The organism is Stenotrophomonas sp. 3(2025), from assembly GCF_052665395.1.
The window spans coordinates 283457-299460 of record NZ_JBQOIF010000002.1 but is presented as its reverse complement, the minus strand read 5'-3'; the positions used below and the strand labels follow the sequence as shown (position 1 = coordinate 299460).

The 16004-nt window shown below is 66.8% G+C and carries 16 protein-coding genes; 8 read left to right on the top strand and 8 right to left on the bottom strand.

Annotation, left to right across the window (positions count from 1 at the left end):
* Window positions 1-4 precede the first annotated feature (4 nt).
* On the bottom strand, window positions 5-1117 hold the full coding sequence (hppD, locus tag ACUXVE_RS02895; RefSeq protein ID WP_445513785.1) for a 4-hydroxyphenylpyruvate dioxygenase: 1113 nt from the start codon (window positions 1115-1117) through the stop codon (window positions 5-7).
* Window positions 1118-1246: 129 nt separating this feature from the next.
* Here hppD and ACUXVE_RS02890 point away from each other — a divergent pair, with 129 nt between their 5' ends.
* The 3 genes from ACUXVE_RS02890 (at window position 1247) to ACUXVE_RS02880 (ending at window position 3578) form a co-directional block, all read left to right on the top strand.
* Window positions 1247-1741, top strand: coding sequence for a MarR family winged helix-turn-helix transcriptional regulator (locus ACUXVE_RS02890; RefSeq protein WP_049467584.1), 495 nt, complete (start codon window positions 1247-1249; stop codon window positions 1739-1741).
* 528 nt (window positions 1742-2269) lie between these two features.
* The gene (locus tag ACUXVE_RS02885; RefSeq protein ID WP_093818200.1) at window positions 2270-2497 is read left to right on the top strand and encodes a hypothetical protein; all 228 of its coding nucleotides are present in this window, start codon (window positions 2270-2272) and stop codon (window positions 2495-2497) included.
* Window positions 2498-2516: 19 nt separating this feature from the next.
* Window positions 2517-3578, top strand: a complete 1062-nt coding sequence (locus tag ACUXVE_RS02880) for a PDDEXK nuclease domain-containing protein (RefSeq protein ID WP_445513784.1) — start codon at window positions 2517-2519, stop codon at window positions 3576-3578.
* A 54-nt stretch (window positions 3579-3632) separates the two neighbouring features.
* On the opposite strand, the gene ACUXVE_RS02875 is transcribed toward ACUXVE_RS02880, so the two are convergent.
* The 4 genes from ACUXVE_RS02875 to ACUXVE_RS02860 form a co-directional block, all read right to left on the bottom strand.
* Complete coding sequence (locus ACUXVE_RS02875; RefSeq protein ID WP_033832410.1) at window positions 3633-4772, bottom strand: hypothetical protein; 1140 nt, start codon at window positions 4770-4772, stop codon at window positions 3633-3635.
* 120 nt (window positions 4773-4892) lie between these two features.
* Window positions 4893-5495, bottom strand: coding sequence for a thioredoxin family protein (locus ACUXVE_RS02870; RefSeq protein WP_445513783.1), 603 nt, complete (start codon window positions 5493-5495; stop codon window positions 4893-4895).
* 16 nt (window positions 5496-5511) lie between these two features.
* The gene (locus tag ACUXVE_RS02865; protein WP_049464096.1) at window positions 5512-7011 is read right to left on the bottom strand and encodes a peptide MFS transporter; all 1500 of its coding nucleotides are present in this window, start codon (window positions 7009-7011) and stop codon (window positions 5512-5514) included.
* A 179-nt stretch (window positions 7012-7190) separates the two neighbouring features.
* Window positions 7191-8066 (bottom strand): tryptophan 2,3-dioxygenase, encoded by an 876-nt coding sequence (locus tag ACUXVE_RS02860; protein ID WP_025874586.1) that lies wholly within the window; start codon window positions 8064-8066, stop codon window positions 7191-7193.
* A gap of 325 nt (window positions 8067-8391) precedes the next feature.
* On the opposite strand from ACUXVE_RS02860, the gene pdhA reads away from it, so the two are divergent.
* Genes pdhA through ACUXVE_RS02840 form a run of 4 tightly spaced genes read left to right on the top strand, consistent with a single transcriptional unit; the run spans window position 8392 to window position 12280 of the window.
* Window positions 8392-9474, top strand: a complete 1083-nt coding sequence (gene pdhA / locus ACUXVE_RS02855; RefSeq protein WP_032976633.1) for a pyruvate dehydrogenase (acetyl-transferring) E1 component subunit alpha — start codon at window positions 8392-8394, stop codon at window positions 9472-9474.
* Window positions 9467-10534, top strand: a complete 1068-nt coding sequence (locus ACUXVE_RS02850) for an alpha-ketoacid dehydrogenase subunit beta (RefSeq protein WP_025874584.1) — start codon at window positions 9467-9469, stop codon at window positions 10532-10534. Before pdhA ends, ACUXVE_RS02850 begins: the two co-directional genes overlap by 8 nt.
* A gap of 1 nt (window position 10535) precedes the next feature.
* On the top strand, window positions 10536-10889 hold the full coding sequence (locus ACUXVE_RS02845) for an SH3 domain-containing protein (protein ID WP_025874583.1): 354 nt from the start codon (window positions 10536-10538) through the stop codon (window positions 10887-10889).
* Window positions 10886-12280: a dihydrolipoamide acetyltransferase family protein gene (locus tag ACUXVE_RS02840; RefSeq protein ID WP_445513782.1), complete on the top strand. Its 1395-nt coding sequence runs from the start codon at window positions 10886-10888 to the stop codon at window positions 12278-12280. Before ACUXVE_RS02845 ends, ACUXVE_RS02840 begins: the two co-directional genes overlap by 4 nt.
* A 162-nt stretch (window positions 12281-12442) precedes the next feature.
* Here ACUXVE_RS02840 and ACUXVE_RS02835 read toward each other — a convergent pair whose 3' ends face one another.
* The 3 genes from ACUXVE_RS02835 to ACUXVE_RS02825 all read right to left on the bottom strand — a co-directional run bounded on the left by ACUXVE_RS02835 (window position 12443) and on the right by ACUXVE_RS02825 (window position 14305).
* Window positions 12443-12829: a VOC family protein gene (locus ACUXVE_RS02835; protein WP_445513781.1), complete on the bottom strand. Its 387-nt coding sequence runs from the start codon at window positions 12827-12829 to the stop codon at window positions 12443-12445.
* Between the two features lie 133 nt (window positions 12830-12962).
* Window positions 12963-13670 (bottom strand): helix-turn-helix transcriptional regulator, encoded by a 708-nt coding sequence (locus ACUXVE_RS02830; RefSeq protein ID WP_445513780.1) that lies wholly within the window; start codon window positions 13668-13670, stop codon window positions 12963-12965.
* Complete coding sequence (locus ACUXVE_RS02825; protein WP_222388234.1) at window positions 13670-14305, bottom strand: NAD-dependent epimerase/dehydratase family protein; 636 nt, start codon at window positions 14303-14305, stop codon at window positions 13670-13672. Before ACUXVE_RS02825 ends, ACUXVE_RS02830 begins: the two co-directional genes overlap by 1 nt.
* 106 nt (window positions 14306-14411) lie before the next feature.
* Between ACUXVE_RS02825 and ACUXVE_RS02820 the strand changes: the two genes are divergently transcribed.
* Complete coding sequence (locus ACUXVE_RS02820) at window positions 14412-15950, top strand: diguanylate cyclase domain-containing protein (RefSeq protein ID WP_445513779.1); 1539 nt, start codon at window positions 14412-14414, stop codon at window positions 15948-15950.
* Window positions 15951-16004: the final 54 nt, after the last annotated feature.

Sequence of the window (16004 nt, the reverse complement as noted above, 5' to 3'; positions counted from 1 at the left end):
AACCTTACAGCACGCCGCGGCGGATCTGGTCGCGTTCGATGCTCTCGAACAGCGCGGTGAAGTTGCCTTCGCCGAAGCCTTCGTTGCCCTTGCGCTGGATGATCTCGAAGAAGATCGGGCCGATGCAGTTCTGGGTGAAGATCTGCAGCAGCTTGCGCTGGTGGGTTTCCGGGTCGGCGTCGATCAGGATCTTGTTCTTCGCCAGGCGGGCGACGTCCTCACCGTGGTTGGGCACGCGCTGGTCGATCACATCGAAGTAGGTCTCCGGCGTGTCGAGGAAATCCACGCCCTGCGCGCGCATGGCTTCGACCGTTTCGTAGATGTTCTCGGTGAAGCAGGCGATGTGCTGGATGCCCTCGCCCTTGTACGCGTCCAGGTACTCGTTGATCTGGCTCTTGGGGTCGGACGATTCGTTCAGCGGAATGCGCACGATGCCATCCGGCGCGGTCATCGCCTTGGACACCAGGCCGGTCTTCAGGCCCTTGATGTCGAAGTAGCGGATCTCGCGGAAGTTGAACAGGCGCTCGTAATAGTCCGACCACTGCTGCATGTTGCCGAAGTACAGGTTGTGGGTCAGGTGGTCGATGAAGGTCAGGCCGAAGCCCTTCGGGCGCAGCTCGGCGCCGGCGATCAGCTCGTAGTCGCCATCGAAGATGCTGCCGGCATCGCCGTAGCGGTCCACCAGGTACAGCATGCAGTCACCGATGCCCTTGATGACCGGGGCGTTGACCGCCTTGCTCTCCGGCTTGAAGGCGATGGCTTCGGCGCCATTGCCCAGCGCGGTCTGGTAGACCTCCGCGCCCGGCTTCTTGAAGCGGATGGCGAAGCCGCAGGCGCACGGGCCGTGCTTTTCAGCGAAGTCGGCGGCGAACGAATCGGGGTCTTCATTGACCAGGAAGTTGACGTCGCCCTGGCGATAGACGGTAATCGGACGCTGCTTGTGCTTGAGCACCGCGCTGAAGCCCAACTTGCGGAAGTACTCGTGCAGCTCGGCACCACGGCCGGCCGGTGCGGCGAATTCGACGAACTCGAAGCCGTCGATGCCCATCGGGTTTTCGAAGGTGGTGACCTGCATGCCGGGGTTGGGATGCGAGGCGGACGGGACTGCGGTATTCATGGCGTGGCTCCGAATCGGTGCCGCATCGGCACAAACCAGGTGCGGGCGGGGTTGGACCCGGCGAGAATGCAGGGTACGGACCCAACACTTATAGTTACACTTGAAACCACCAGCAAGGTGCACCGCAACATGAGCCCCGCCGATCCCGTTTCCACCCGCCTGCGTGCCTCCCACGTCCTGCTCGACCTGGAACAGTTCCTGCCGTACCGGCTGAGCGTGCTGTCCAACCGGGTCAGCGGCAACATCGCCAAGCTGTACGGCGACCGCTATGGCCTGGCCATTCCGGAGTGGCGGGTGATCACCATCCTGGCGCTGTACCCCGGGTCGTCGGCCAGCGAGGTCTCCGACCGCACGGCAATGGACAAGGTCGCGGTCAGCCGCGCGGTGGCCCGCCTGCTGGAGCGCGGTTTCATCAAGCGTGAGACGCATGGCGATGACCGCCGCCGTTCGGTGCTGGCGCTGTCGGCGGCGGGGTTCGAGGTGTACGAGACGATCGCGCCGATGGTGATCGAGATCACCCGCAAGTTGATGTCGGTGCTGAGCGAGGAAGAGGAGCAGGTGCTGGAGAAGCTGATCCTGCGCCTGGCCGGCGATGGCCTGGAGCGGATGGGCGAAGGGGTTTGACCCCTTCGGGGCGGCGCCCCTTGGCAGGTGTCGACCTTGGTCGGCACATGGATCCACGCCACGCGTGGATGATGTCGCGGGCTGCGCTGTGAGGGATCCGGCGCAGGCCATTGATGACGTGCAACGCGCGGTGTTCATGGCCCGCCGACGAACGGTCTTTCGGCCGGGTTCGACTCGACGTGTCGCGTTTACCACCTGATGTTTCGGCATCGGGCCGGTAGAGTCCTGACCGACAGAGCGGCTGTATCGACATTCGCGCATCGAGTGGCATTGCCTATTGGACGGCGGGCTGCACAGGCCTGAGGGTGGGAACGCAGCGGCGCTCCGCTGCCGGGGTTGAAAGCCCGATGATCCGAAGGAAACCACGCCGCACCCGTCGCCGCCCATCGCGAGCGGCGGCGACTCGCGCTGCCCTGCTTTGGCGGGCGGTGCGTGGGGCCGCATGGCCGCCGTTCTTCCTTCGGATCACGGTCTTTCAACCACGCATCGCCTGCCGCCTTTCCGGCGGCCTCTCCTCGGAGCTTCGCCATGACCCATCCCCATCCTCCAACTACCGGGCCCATCGACCGCGATGCCGACCTGCAGCGCATCGATGAGGCCTTGGCCACATTGGAAACCGTCACCGAGGCGTGGCTTGAGCATCATCGCCTGAAGGCCTGCCCGCCAGGGCTGCTGCTGTCGTTGAACCGGTTGCTTGACCTGACCAGTCTCGCCAAGGGCTATGCCAGCGCGTTGCGGGTGATTGCCGAACCCTGAACCTGCTGGAAAGCACCTCATGGATGACACACCGCGCCCCACCCTGCCGCATACCAACGACCTGCTGGCTGATATCCGGACACTGATATCCACGGCCCGCGCCGGGATGGTCAGGACCGTCAATGCCGAACTGACGCTGCTTTACTGGCGTATAGGACGTCGCATCCATGTCGATCAGATGGGTGGACATCGGGCACGCTATGGGGAGGTCCTGTTCAAGCGCATCGCCAGGACGCTGTCTGCCGAGTTCGGCGGCTCGTTCGGTGAAAAGAGCCTGCGCAGGATGGTGCAGTTCTCCATCGCATTTGCCGACGAGCAGATTGTCGTATCACTGCTACGACAATTGAGCTGGACCCATTTCATCGCGCTGATTCCGCTGTCTGATCCACTCAAACGCGACTTCTACGCCCAGATGGCCAGCACGGAAGGCTGGAGTGTCCGCATGTTGCGCCAGCGCATCGATTCGATGCTGTACGAACGCACAGCACTCTCCAGCCAGCCCGAACAGACAATCGCCAATGAGCTGTCGGCGTTGCGCAGGAACCAGCAGCTCTCCCCAGGCCTGGTCCTGCGCGACCCGTACGTACTGGATTTTCTCGGGTTGAAGGACTGCTGGGACGAACAGGAACTGGAAGGCGCCATCCTGCGTGAAATGCAGGGGTTCCTGCTCGAACTCGGGGCAGGCTTCAGTTTCGTCGCCCGCCAGAAACGCATCCAGATCGACGACGATGACTTCCATCTCGACCTGTTGTTCTACAACCGCCGCCTGCGCAGGCTGGTGGCCGTCGAATTGAAGATCGGTGACTTCAAGCCAGCGTACAAGGGCCAGATGGAGCTCTATCTGCGTTGGCTGGATCGTTATGAACGAGAGGAAGGGGAAGAGGCGCCGCTGGGCATCATCCTTTGCACAGGCAAGAAGGCAGGCCAGATCGAGTTGCTGGAGCTGGACCGCTCAGGCATCCATGTGGCGGAGTACCTGACCTCCCTTCCCTCCCGGGACGTCCTCAAGCAACGACTGCAGGCCGCCACCGAGCGTGCCCGGCAACGCATGGAACTCACTGCTGAAGACATCGATCCCTAGCCTCCACTCAGCAAGGATCGACAGATCCACGCCATGCGTGGATGACCCGCTCGATCAGCTCAGATGCTTGCGCCGCGCATGGATCCACGGCACCGCAAGCGCGCCGATGGCGCCACCGGCAAAGCCCAGCGAGGCGGCAACAGTGGCCGCTTCGACCGCCCCGGGCAACGCCAGTGCGGCAGTGACCAGCAGCAGCGACGGCAGGCCGACGAAGGTGCCCAGGAAGAACGGCCAGCGCGGCGACCAGGTGTTGAGCTGCAGCAGGCTGACCGGCTGCCACGCTTCGGACGAGGCATCTTCGGCGATCTTCGCTACCACTCTGCCCAGATCCACCTCCGGCAGCAGCTTGCCTGGACGCGCGGCGGCAATCGCCTCGGCCACGGCCTCGACGGGCGGGAAGCTGCCCGGCCACGCCACCGGTGCCGGCACGCCGTAGGCGGTCAGCAGCGGCACGCTCAGCCATGGCGCCACCAGCGGACGCAGCCTGCGCCGCCCATGCACACACCAGATCTGCGGCTGGCCGTGTGCGGTCACGCTGTACAACGCCAGTTCGCTCGGCGGCGGGTAGCCCAGCATGGTCACCCGGGCCGCCAGGCTGTCCTGGTCCATCGCACGCAGGAAGCCGGGACGGCTGCGCCCTTCCTGCATCCAGGCCAGGCCAAGCGCGCCGACCAGATAGGCCTCGGCGACATCCTTGCTGCCCGCGTTGGCGCGGTCATCGCTGGCCAGGTACCAGGCCAGTGACTTCGGTTCGGGCACATCGGCCAGGCCCCAGCGGCTGTCGTCGCCCAGCACATGGCGCACCGGCAGGCGGGCTGGTGCGGTTTCACCGCGCTCAGCGGGCTGCAGGAACGGCAGCACGCCCTGCACGAAACTGGACAGGTCGATCGCACGCACGCCGTTGCCGTGCCATTCCGGCGGCAGCAGGCCGGCCAGCTGTCCTTCGGCGGCGAGTCGATCCAGCCGCGCCTTCTGTTCCACCAGCTTCTGCACCGCGCCTTTCAGCACCACGTTGTCGGGCAGGGCAATCTGCGGCAGCCGATGCCGCGGCGGTGCCAACTCCAGCGTATCGTCGCCGGTGCCGGCGTCATCCAGCAGGGCTTCCTGCGCAGGCAGGCTCACGCCATCGGGCGCCTCTCCTTCGGCCAACGGGCTGGCAGGTTCGGGCAGGCGTTCGGCGTGGTCGCTGTGCATGGGCGCTCCGGTCGCGCCGGGTGGCGCAGTGAGGTCCTTGCCATTAACGGCCGAAGGGTAATGATCTGTAGATCCACGCCACGCGTGGATGGCCGGGCAGCGGGCGGGAGGCGCCGGGCGCTACCGGTCAGGCGCCCACTGCTTGAGGAACGCCATCACGCGTGCGGTCTGCACGGTCTTGCCCTTGCGCATCGCTTCGCTGGGCTGCGGCGCCAGCAGGGTGCCGTCGGCATCAATCACCAGCAGACGCGGGTACTCGCCTTCGAACGGCGGGAACTGGCCCAGGAAGGCCGCGTTCGGGTTCTCGGTGCTGTTGTTGACCTTCACCCACACGTAGTGGGCATCACGGAAGCGGCGCAGATCACCATTGCCTTCCACGGCTTCATCCAGCGCATGGCAGGGCTCGCACGCGGCGTTGCCCACTTCCAGGAGGATGCGCTTGTTGCCGCGCTGGGCTTCGACCTTGGCGGTTTCCAGGTCGGCAGCGGGGTCGCGGGCCGGGTCGAACTGTGCGCCGAGCCCGGCAATGGCGGCGATGTCGGCCGCCGCCGGGGTGTTGCCCGAGGCCACCGGTTCGCTGGGGTCAGCGACCGGTGGCTCGGTGGGGCGGGTGTCGAGGGGCTGCGTGGGCTCGGGGGCCGCGGGAGGTTGAGGCTGCGAACAGGCGCCGATCAGCACCGCACACACCACTGCCACCACTGCACCACCGAACGTTGTACGCATGCCCACTACCCTCTCATTACTTCACACCATGCATCAGCTTGTTGATCAGCGGCGCGACCAGGAACAGGACCACACCCGAACCGATCAAGGCCCAGAAACCGAAGGTATACCCCTTCAGGGCCGATTCGACCGTCATGCCGCCTTCACCACTGACCGCACCGGCGAAGATGCCCGACAGGTTGTTGCCGATGCCGGTGGACAGGAACCAGCCACCCATGCCGAAGCCGACCAGGCGCACCGGAGCCAGCTTGGTCACCATCGACAGGCCGATCGGCGACAGGCACAGCTCACCGACCGACTGGATGACGTAGACCATGAACAGGGTCCAGAACGGGATCTTGCCGTCCACGACCATGGTCGACAGGGCGAACATCAGCAGGGCGAAGGCCGCGCCGTTGAACAGCAGGCCGAGGCCGAACTTGCGCGGAATGGACGGATTGGCGCGGCCCAGGGCCACCCAGATCCAGGCGATGATCGGCGCCAGGGTGATGATCGCCACCGAGTTGACCGACTGGAACCACGCGGTCGGGAAGGTCCAATCACCCAACTGGCGGTTGACGATGTTCTCGGCCAGGAAGGTGAAGGAGCTGCCGGCCTGTTCGAAGAACATCCAGAACATGACGTTGAAGGCGAAGATGATCAGCATGGCGATCACGCGGTCGCGCTGCACCTTGCCCTCGCGGATGCCTTCCACCAGCAGCAGCACGGCCAGGGCGGCAAACATCACGCCGAGGATCCAGGCCAGCGCGGTGGCGCCGGTGGCGAGCAGGAAGTAGGCCACCGGAATGGCCAGCAGCGAACCGACCAGCACCATGACGATGCGGCCGAAGCCTTCGGCACCGGCCGGCGGTGCGCCGATGCCCTTCAGGCCGGCACGACCGATGTAGAACCACACCAGCGAGATCAGCATGCCCACGCCGGAAGCGATGAACACGACCTTGTAGGACGGCATTTCCGAGGTGCCGAAGACCTTGCGGGCCAGGTACTCGGTCAGCACCGGAGCGATCATCGCGCCGATGTTGATGCCCATGTAGAAGATGGTGAAGCCCGAGTCGCGGCGTTCGTCCTTCAGGCCATACAGCTTGCCGACCATGGTCGAGATGTTGGGCTTGAACAGACCGTTGCCGACGATGATCGTGGCCAGGCCGAGCTTGAAGATGTGCTCCTGCGGCAGCGAGATCATGAACAGGCCGACGGCCATGATGATCGCGCCGGTCAGGATCGAGCGCTGGTACCCCAGTACCCGGTCGGCGACGTAACCGCCGAAGATCGCCGCGGCATACACCAGCGCCAGGTAGGCGCCGTAGATGCGGCTGGCGTCGCCTTCACCGGCGGCGTTGCCGTTGTAGAACTGGGCAACGATGTACAGCACCAACGCCCAGCGGATGCCGTAGAACGCAAAGCGCTCCCAGAACTCGGTCATGAACAGCATCCACAACGGGCGCGGGTGGCCCATCGTGGTGTTGAAGTCCGGCAGCGCCGGCTCTGGGGTGTTCGCAGTGGCGTTTACGCTCATGCGGAATTCCTGGTTCGGTGGATGGAGGCACGTCCGATGTGCGGTGAAGCAACGCGCGAGGATCACCGACTTCTGGCGTTCACGTCAAATACACGCCGTTTGAGGCAGGTCGCAGCCTGCTCGCTGAACTTGCATCTGAAACGATCCAGCCAGCCGCGGGCGGCCAAGCTGAATGGGGATCAGGCCAGATCCGGCGGGGGCGCGGCCTGCAGGGTGGTGCGTACCTGGAACAGTTCAGGGAAGAAGGTCAGTTCCAGCGCCTTGGCCAGGAAGCCCACGCCGGACGAGCCGCCGGTGCCGCGCTTGAAGCCGATCACCCGCATCACCGTGCGCATGTGGCGGAACCGCCACAGCTGGAAAGCCGTTTCCAAGTCCACCAGGTCCTCGCACAGCGCGTACTCGCGCCAGTAGCGGTCGGTGTCCTGGTAGATGCGTTCGAAGACCGGCTGCAGGCTGTCGTCGGCCACGTGTGGCTGGGTCCAGTCGTGCGCCTCGTACACCGCCGGCACGGCATGCCCGAAGCGGGCCAGGTACTTCAGGAATTCCTCATACAGGCTCGGCGCCTCCAGCACGGTGCGCAGCTGCGCCTGCCCGGCCGTGTCGTGCTCGAACACCTGCAGCATCTGCGCGTTCTTGTTGCCCAGCAGGAACTCGATGTAGCGGTACTGCAGCGACTGGAAGCCCGAGGACGGACCCAGCACGTCGCGGAAGCCCATGTACTCGGACGGGGTGAGCGTTTCCAGCACCGACCACTGCTCGGTCAGCTGGCGCAGCACCTGCTTGCTGCGCGCCAGCACCTTGCGGCACTGCCAGACCTCATCGCGCTGCAGGAAGCCGATCGCCGCACCCAGCTCGTGGCCCAGCAGCTTCAACCACAGCTCGGAGGTCTGGTGCTGGATGATGAAGAGCATCTCGTCGTGATGCGGCGGGTTGGACAGCGGCTGCTGCGCGCTGAGCAGCTGGTCCAGCCGCAGGTAGCCGCCGTAGGTCAGCCGCCCCTGCAGATCGGTGTGGATACCGGCTTCGAGATCGCGTTGGTTGTTGTCGACGGACATGGGCGGGACCAGATCGGGGGCGGCAAGGGTAGCGCGTTGCCGCCGCGCTGGCAGCCGCGATGACCGTACCGGTGCGTGCGGTGGGGCTGTGGAACGGTGGTTGCGCGTGGAACCGTTTGCGCCGTTCTACTGGCGCTCAGCCCAGCGTCGTTTGTGATGCTTTGCAGCAATGGCTGAATACGTTGAAGTTATTGGCATCATGCACCCGGGAGGGGGTACAAAGGCCGGTGGGCCGTGCTGCGCCGCAGGACGGCTTTTTCGTACGCATTCCTTAACATGGCGATTCATATCATTTGTAACTTCTCTGTCGAAGGTGCAGTACGCAATGACGGTTGCCGCTGAGTTCAAGATCGAATACCTGCAGTATCTGGACACGGACGGCACGCTCGTCCGCGATGACCTGCCCGAAGCCCTGCGCGACCCACGCGCGTTGCTGCCGATGTTCAAGCAGATGCTGTTCGTGCGCGTGTTCGACGGCAAGTCGATCGCGCTGCAGCGCACCGGCAAGCTGGGCACCTACGCGGCCTGCCTCGGCCACGAAGCCGCACATGTGGGCATCGGCGCCTCGATGCAGAAGGACGACGTGTTCGCACCGTCCTACCGCGAGTACGGCGCGATGTTCATGCGTGGCGTGCGCCCGCACGACGTGCTGATGTACTGGGGCGGCGACGAGCGCGGCAACGACTACGGCGGCAACGCCGCCAAGGACTTCCCGTTCTGCGTGCCGATTTCCACCCAGTGCCTGCACGCCGCCGGCGCTGCGCTGAAGTTCAAGCTCAACAAGGAACCGCAGATCGCAGTGGCCGTATGCGGCGACGGCGGCAGTTCCAAGACCGACTTCTACGCGGCACTGAATTCGGCCGGTGCCTACAAGCTGCCGCTGATCCTGTGCATCGTCAACAACGGCTGGGCCATCTCGGTCCCGCGCTCGGCCCAGACCGGTGCCGAGACGCTGGCACAGAAGGGCCTGGCCGGCGGCCTGCACTGCCTGCAGGTGGACGGCAACGACCTGATCGCGGTGATGGCGGCCATGCTGCAGGCGCGCGAGCGTGCGCTGGCCGGCGACGGCGGCACCGTGCTGGAGCTGATGACCTACCGCCTGTCCGACCACACCACCGCCGATGACGCGCGTCGCTACCGCGACGACGCCGAAGTGAAGGATGCCTGGCAGCGCGAGCCGATGCTGCGCCTGCGCAAGTACCTGACCAACGCCGGTGTCTGGAGCGAGGAAGAAGAAGCTGCCTGGACCGCCGAGTGCGGCAAGCGCGTGGACGAGGAAGTGAACCTGTACCTCAACACGCCGGTGCAGCCGGTCGAGGCGATGTTCGATTTCCTCTATGCCGACCCGCCGCAGGACCTGCTGGCCCAGCGTGCCCAGGCCATCGCCCTGGAGCAGCGCCATGGATGAGATCAAGAACGGCGCGTCCAGCGCGCACACCAACGCCGCCGACAGCGCTGCCGTCGCGCGCGGAGAACAGAACATGACCGACACCCCGATCACCCTCATCGAAGCCATCACCCAGGCGCTGGCCTGGGAGCTGGAGCACGACAAGTCGGTGCTGGTGCTGGGCGAAGACGTGGGCGTCAACGGCGGCGTGTTCCGCGCCACCGCCGGCCTGCAGCAGCGCTTCGGCGCCGACCGCATCCTCGACACCCCGCTGGATGAAACCACCATCGCCGGCCTCACCATCGGCCTGGCCGCACAGGGCATGAAGCCGGTGGCCGAAGCGCAGTTCGATGGCTTCATGTACCCGATGGTCGACCACATCATCTGCCACGCCGCGCGCCTGCGTTACCGAACCCGTGGCCGCCTGCACTGCCCGATGGTGCTGCGCGTGCCGTGGGGTGGCGGCATCCGTGCGCCGGAGCACCACAGCGAGGCCAACGAAGCGATCTTCACCAACGTGCCGGGCCTGCGCGTGGTGCTGCCGTCCTCGCCGCAGCGCGCCTATGGCCTGCTGCTGGCCGCGATCCGCGAGCCGGATCCGGTGATCTACATGGAGCCCAAGCGCATCTACCGCCAGTACAAGGAAGTGGTCGTCAACGACGGCGAAGCCCTGCCGCTGGACGTGTGCTTCGTTCTGCGCGATGGCACCGACGTGACCCTGGTGACCTGGGGTGCGCAGGTGAAGGAAGCGCTTGAAGCGGCCGACAAGCTGGCCGGCGAAGGCATCAGTGCCGAAGTCATCGACGTAGCCACGCTGCGTCCGCTGGACTTTGCCACCATCGCCGAGTCGGTGGCCAAGACCGGCCGCTGCGTGATCGTGCAGGAGGCCCCGAAGACTGCGGGCTTCGGCGCGGAAATCGCCGCACGCCTGGCCGAGGAATCGATCTACGACCTGCTGGCTCCGGTCGAGCGCGTCACCGGTTACGACACCCACATTCCGCTGTTCCGCCTGGAGATGAAGTATCTGCCGAGCGTGGAGCGGATCGTGGCGGCGGCCAAGCGCGCGGTGGCGGCAGGCTGACATGCGGGCCCGCCTTCTCGGGGCTTACCGCAGCCAGTATCCCAACCCGCTCCGGTTCCGCACCGGCCAGATCGTCGAAGTAGGTGTACGTGACGAGGAATGGCCGGCGTTTGCCTGGGTGCGCACCAGCGATGGGCGCGCCGGATGGGCACCGGTAGCGTGGTTGCAGCTGTTGGACGATGGTCGCGCCGAAGCCCTGCGCGACTACGACGCCCGCGAGCTGGATGTGGAGAACGGCGAGATGGTCAAGCTTCATCACGAACACGGCGGGTGGTGGTGGTCCGAGCGCGCCAATGGCGCGACGGGCTGGTTGCCTGCCCGCGAACTGGAACTGCTGGAAGAGAACTGCAAATGAGCCAGACCAAGAACTTCAACCTGCCCGACCTGGGCGAAGGCCTGCCGGACGCGACCATCGTCGAGTGGTTCGTCAAGGAAGGCGATGTGATCAAGCTGGACGAGCCGCTGGTCTCGATGGAGACCGCCAAGGCCGTCGTCGAAGTGCCCTCGCCGTTCTCCGGCACGGTGCTGAAGCTGTCCGGCGCTGCCGGCGACATCATCCCGACCGGCGCGGTGCTGGCCAGCTTCGCGCTGGACCCGAACCTGCCGCAGCGTGCTGACGGCCAGGACACCGGCCACAGCCACGGCCATGCCGCTCCGGCGGCCGCGGCAGCTCCGACGCCGCCGCCGCTGCCCACCGCAGCCGCCCCGGTAGCTGCAGAAGAAGCCAAGCCGGCCGCCGCCGAGCGTGATGACGCCGGCACCGTGGTCGGCGCGATGCAGAGCTCCAACGCGGTGCATGCCGAACAGGCGCTGGCCGTGGGCGGCGTCAAGGCCGTGCCGGCGGTGCGTGCCACCGCGCGCAAGCTGGGCGTGGACCTGAGCCGCGTACGTGCCACCGGCGCCGATGGCGCGGTGACCATGGCCGACGTCAAACAGGCCGCCGCCGACGGCAGCGCGAAGATCGGCGCGGCTCCGGCGGCGGTTGCTGCACCGGCTGCCGCCGCACCGGCGCCGGCCCAGGTGGCCGCACCGATACAGTCCGACGCACGCACCCCGCTGTCTGCTGCCGGCAAGCCGATGCGCACCCAGCCGCCGGGCGTGGTCGCCAAGGGCCAGCCGGAACCGCTGAAGGGCGTGCGCCGCAACATGGCCCGCGTCATGGCCGATGCGCACAGCAAGGTCGTGCCGACCACGCTGAACGACGACGCCGACATCCACGCCTGGCTGCCGGGCAACGACGTCACCGCGCGCCTGGTGCGCTCGATCGTGGTCGCCGCGCAGAAGGTGCCGGCGATGAACGCCTGGTTCGACGGTGAAGCGCTGACCCGCACCCTGCACGCGCAGGTGGACATCGGCATCGCCGTGGATACCGACGACGGACTGTTCGTGCCGGCCCTGCGCAACGCCGACATGCTCGACGCGCGTGGCATCCGTGAAGGCGTGAACCGCCTGCGCGAGCAGGTGGAAGCGCGTTCGATCGCGGCCTCGGAACTGAGCGGCTACACCATCTCGCTGTCCAACTTCGGCATGTTCGCCGGCCGCTACGCGACCCCGGTCGTGGTGCCGCCGTGCGTGGCCATCGTCGGTGCCGGCCGTGCCCGCCACCAGATGACCCCGGTGATGGGCGGCGTGGAAGCGCACAAGGTCATTCCCCTGTCGGTGACCTTCGACCACCGCGCCGCCACCGGCGGTGAAGCGGCCCGCTTCCTGCGCGCGATGATGGACGACCTGGCGCTGGCCAGCTGATTGGTGGGTGCCAACCTTGGTTGGTACATGAGTTGAAAAAGCGCCGGGCATTGCCCGGCGTTTTTTTGTGGCTGCTGGATCGCGCGCCATCCACGCACGGCGTGGATCTACTGAACGACCTGTCGCTGCGTGGGCTCGCCGTTGTTCTGCGTCAGGGGAGGATCAATCGCGCGCGACCATACCCTCGGCGCGGCTGTAGACACGCAGCCGGTGGCCATCAGGATCGATGCCGACGAAGGTGTGACCGAATTCAAGGGTCACCGGCGCCTGGGCGATCTGCACACCGAGTGCGCGCCAGGCATCGTGCAACTGCCGCACTTCATCAGGATTGGCCACCACCATCGCCAGTTCAGCGGCACCGGCCTGCGCATCCACCGGCGGCTGCACGTCATCGCGCTGCCACAGGCCGAGCGCGGCGCCATCGCCGAGCAGGAACAGGGCAAAGCCGGGCGACTGTTCGACCGGTGCCGTGCCGAGGATGCCGCTGTAGAAGGTGGCACTGGTGGCAACGTCGCGCACGTACTGCAGCAGGGTGCTTGGCTTGAACATGGGAAAGCTCCGTGGTTGGGAGCGGTCATGGTGGCCCTGCCCTGCTGACAGATCCTGTCAGCAGCGTCGAGCAAGCTCGACATCTACCAAAGCCAGAGCAACGACCGGAAGCGGTCGAGCAAGCTCGACCTCGTCACGAACGGTCCAGCCAATCCGGGGCGATGCCCTGCGCCTTCTGCCAGCGCCGCAACAAGGTCGCGCGTGGCACCAGGTAGTGCTCTTCCAACGCACGCGCATGGCGAATGCGATCCAGGCGGAAATGACGGAAGTCCTCGCGGCCCTCGCACCACGCCGCCAGCATCGGCACTTCATCGAAGTACCCCAGTGCGAACGGCCAGACCACGCGCTCGGTACGCCGGCCCTGCGCATCTTCATAGGCAAACTGCAGCCGCTGCTGCGTGCCCACCGCTTCGCGTACGACCTGCAGCCGCGCCGGGGGTACCTTGGCCGTCGTACGCGATGGCCCCACCCGCAGGCCGCTGTCACGCAGCGCATCGCGTCGCGCCGCCGGCAGCACGTGCGCGATCCGCGCCAGGGCATCACGCGCGGCCTCGGCCAGGGCCGGCTCGGTGCGTGCCGCCACCCAGCGCAGGCCCAGCACCAGCGCGTCGATCTCGGCCGGTGGCAAGGTCAGCGGCGGCAGCACATCGCCCGGTTCCAGCTGGTAGCCGACACCGGCTTCCCCGCGCAGGTCGGCGCCCTGCTCGCGCAGCGTTTCAATATCGCGGTACAGCGTACGCAGGCTGATGCCCAGTTCCTCGGCCAGCGCCTGCCCGGCCACCGGCCGGCGATGGCGGCGCAGCACCTGCAGCAGCTGGTTCAGGCGCAGCGCGCGCGACATCAGCCGACCAGATCGCGCGACGGCACCACGTGCTCGCCCGGCTTTGCCGCCAGCGCCGCATCCACCAGCGCGTGGGCAATCACCGGTGCCGGATTGATCCGCCAAGCACGTGGCAACACCGGCCCCAGCACACCCAGCACCTGCAGCGCGAAGTGTTCGCCACGGCGGACCTCCTGCCGCTCACCGCCGATCAGCCCCGGCCGCACCAGCGTCAGCGACGGGAAACCCAACGCGCGCAGGTCGCGCTCCAGCTCGCCCTTGACTCGGCTGTAGAAGATTGACGAACGCGGGTTGGCGCCTGCGGCCGAGTTCAGCGCGAAGGCTTGGGCACCCTGCGCAAGGGCCAGGCGGGCGAAGGCCAGCGGGTAATCGTGGTCGATGCGATGGAACGCCTCGCGGCTGCCGGCCTGGGCGATGGTGCTGCCCAGGGCGCAGATCACCGCGTCCACCCGGGCCCAGTCCGGCGCATCGGGCAGCCGTGCAAAGTCGAGCACCGGGTTGTGCAGTTTCCCGTGCGGCGCAGCCAGCGGGCGACGGCTGGGCGCGACCACGGTGCTGCAGCGGGGGTCGGCCAGCAGCTGCGACAGGGCGTGGCCTCCGACCAGTCCCGTCGCCCCCAGCAACATCACACGCATACCCACCTCCACTGCGGCATCCTGTCGCCCATCCTATCGGTTCAAGCCACCGCCGGTTGCGCCGATATGCTGTGACCAGCCCCCCTGCCATCCCAGGATGCGTTCCATGACGGACCAGCCCGACCCCCGCCCTGCCCCCGGTACCGCCATCGGGCCGCCTGCGCGCGTGCGCGCGGTGGTCGATGACGGGCGCGGCGATCGGGTGGTGCTGCAGGGTGGTGGCAGCGTGGCGTTGCAGCAGTTGTTTGCCGGGGCCGATGCCCCCGAGCCGCTGCTGGCCGCCTTCGCCAATGGCATGGCCACTCTGCCGGGTGAGCTGGGCGACATGGGTGATCGCCTGCAATCGGCGCAGGCCAGTGCCGACTGGCCGCGCTATGGCCGGGCGATGCGGCAGCTGATCGATAAGTACATCCGCACCATCGACCAGCACTCTCCCGATGGGCAGCCCGACAGCCTGCGCCTGTCCGAGCAGCTGCGGTTGCTGCTGGGCGGCGCGGTGGTCGCGCTGCTGCAGCACGATCCCGACCTGCGCGAGCAGGCGCAGGCCCTGGCCGTACGCCTGCGCCAATGGCAACCGGGCGCGGCACTGGAACCGATCGAACAAGGTGCGCGCGAGCTGGGCCACCAGATCGGCGTGCGCGCCGAAAGCTGGCAGGAACAGCAGGCGTTATTGCTTGAGTTGTTCGCCCTGCTGCTGGAGAACGTCAGCGAGCTGCTGGATGACCGCAGCTGGCTGCAGGGCCAGATCGCAGCCGTGCGCCAGTTGCTGGCCGGGCCGCTGGAAGCCGAATCGGTCGAGCGCACCCGCGCCGAGCTGCGCGAGGTGATCTACAAGCAGGGCCTGCTGCGGCAGGGAATCGACGATTCGAAAGCGGCCATGCGCAGCTTGATGGGCGAGTTCATCGAGCGCATGGATGGGATGGCTGCCAGCACCGGCGAGTACCACGACCGCATCGGCAGCTACGCGCTGCAGTTGCGCGAGGCGCGCAGCATCGCCGACCTCAACCACCTGCTGCAGGAAGTGATGCAGGACACCGGAAAAGTGCAGCAGCAGGCGGCGCAGGCGCGCGATCACCTGGCCAGCGCGCGGCAGGAAGTGGAACGCGCCGAACAGCGCATCAACCAGCTGGAACAGGATCTGCGCGCGGCCGGCGATCTGGCTCGTATCGACCCGTTGACCCAGGCCCTGAACCGGCGTGGCCTGGATGAACTGCTGCAGCGCGAGCTGGCGCGCGCCGCACGTAACCACTCGCCGCTCGGATTGGCGGTGATCGACCTGGATGATTTCCACCGGACCAACGACGAACACGGCCATGCCGGCGGCGACGCGCTGCTGCAGCACCTGGTGGCGGTGTGCCGCCTGCTGCTGCGTGCCACCGATGGCATCGCCCGGCTGGGCGGCGACGAGTTCGTGCTGGTGCTTCCCGAAACCCCCGGCGCGGACAGCATGGCCACGGTGCAGCGGCTGCAGCGCTCACTGGCCCATCGCGTGCTGACCCTGCAGGAGCGACGCATCCCCGTGCATTTCAGCGCGGGGCTGGCGCAATGGCAGCCAGGAGACGATGCCGATACGCTGCTGCGGCGCGCCGATGACGCGCTGTACGCGGCCAAGCGCCAAGGCAAGAACCGGGTACACGCGGGCTAGCTCGCCGGTGGGTGCCAACCTTGGTTGGTGCTTGCGGGAATAAAACCGCCGCCC

Bases quoted from the DNA above. Each gene is read 5' to 3' on its own strand.
- hppD (WP_445513785.1), bottom strand. From the start codon at position 1,117: ATGAATACCGCAGTCCCGTCCGCCTCGCATCCCAACCCCGGCATGCAG.
- ACUXVE_RS02890 (WP_049467584.1), top strand. From the start codon at position 1,247: ATGAGCCCCGCCGATCCCGTTTCCACCCGCCTGCGTGCCTCCCACGTC.
- ACUXVE_RS02885 (WP_093818200.1), top strand. From the start codon at position 2,270: ATGACCCATCCCCATCCTCCAACTACCGGGCCCATCGACCGCGATGCC.
- ACUXVE_RS02880 (WP_445513784.1), top strand. From the start codon at position 2,517: ATGGATGACACACCGCGCCCCACCCTGCCGCATACCAACGACCTGCTG.
- ACUXVE_RS02875 (WP_033832410.1), bottom strand. From the start codon at position 4,772: ATGCACAGCGACCACGCCGAACGCCTGCCCGAACCTGCCAGCCCGTTG.
- ACUXVE_RS02870 (WP_445513783.1), bottom strand. From the start codon at position 5,495: ATGCGTACAACGTTCGGTGGTGCAGTGGTGGCAGTGGTGTGTGCGGTG.
- ACUXVE_RS02865 (WP_049464096.1), bottom strand. From the start codon at position 7,011: ATGAGCGTAAACGCCACTGCGAACACCCCAGAGCCGGCGCTGCCGGAC.
- ACUXVE_RS02860 (WP_025874586.1), bottom strand. From the start codon at position 8,066: ATGTCCGTCGACAACAACCAACGCGATCTCGAAGCCGGTATCCACACC.
- pdhA (WP_032976633.1), top strand. From the start codon at position 8,392: ATGACGGTTGCCGCTGAGTTCAAGATCGAATACCTGCAGTATCTGGAC.
- ACUXVE_RS02850 (WP_025874584.1), top strand. From the start codon at position 9,467: ATGGATGAGATCAAGAACGGCGCGTCCAGCGCGCACACCAACGCCGCC.
- ACUXVE_RS02845 (WP_025874583.1), top strand. From the start codon at position 10,536: ATGCGGGCCCGCCTTCTCGGGGCTTACCGCAGCCAGTATCCCAACCCG.
- ACUXVE_RS02840 (WP_445513782.1), top strand. From the start codon at position 10,886: ATGAGCCAGACCAAGAACTTCAACCTGCCCGACCTGGGCGAAGGCCTG.
- ACUXVE_RS02835 (WP_445513781.1), bottom strand. From the start codon at position 12,829: ATGTTCAAGCCAAGCACCCTGCTGCAGTACGTGCGCGACGTTGCCACC.
- ACUXVE_RS02830 (WP_445513780.1), bottom strand. From the start codon at position 13,670: ATGTCGCGCGCGCTGCGCCTGAACCAGCTGCTGCAGGTGCTGCGCCGC.
- ACUXVE_RS02825 (WP_222388234.1), bottom strand. From the start codon at position 14,305: ATGCGTGTGATGTTGCTGGGGGCGACGGGACTGGTCGGAGGCCACGCC.
- ACUXVE_RS02820 (WP_445513779.1), top strand. From the start codon at position 14,412: ATGACGGACCAGCCCGACCCCCGCCCTGCCCCCGGTACCGCCATCGGG.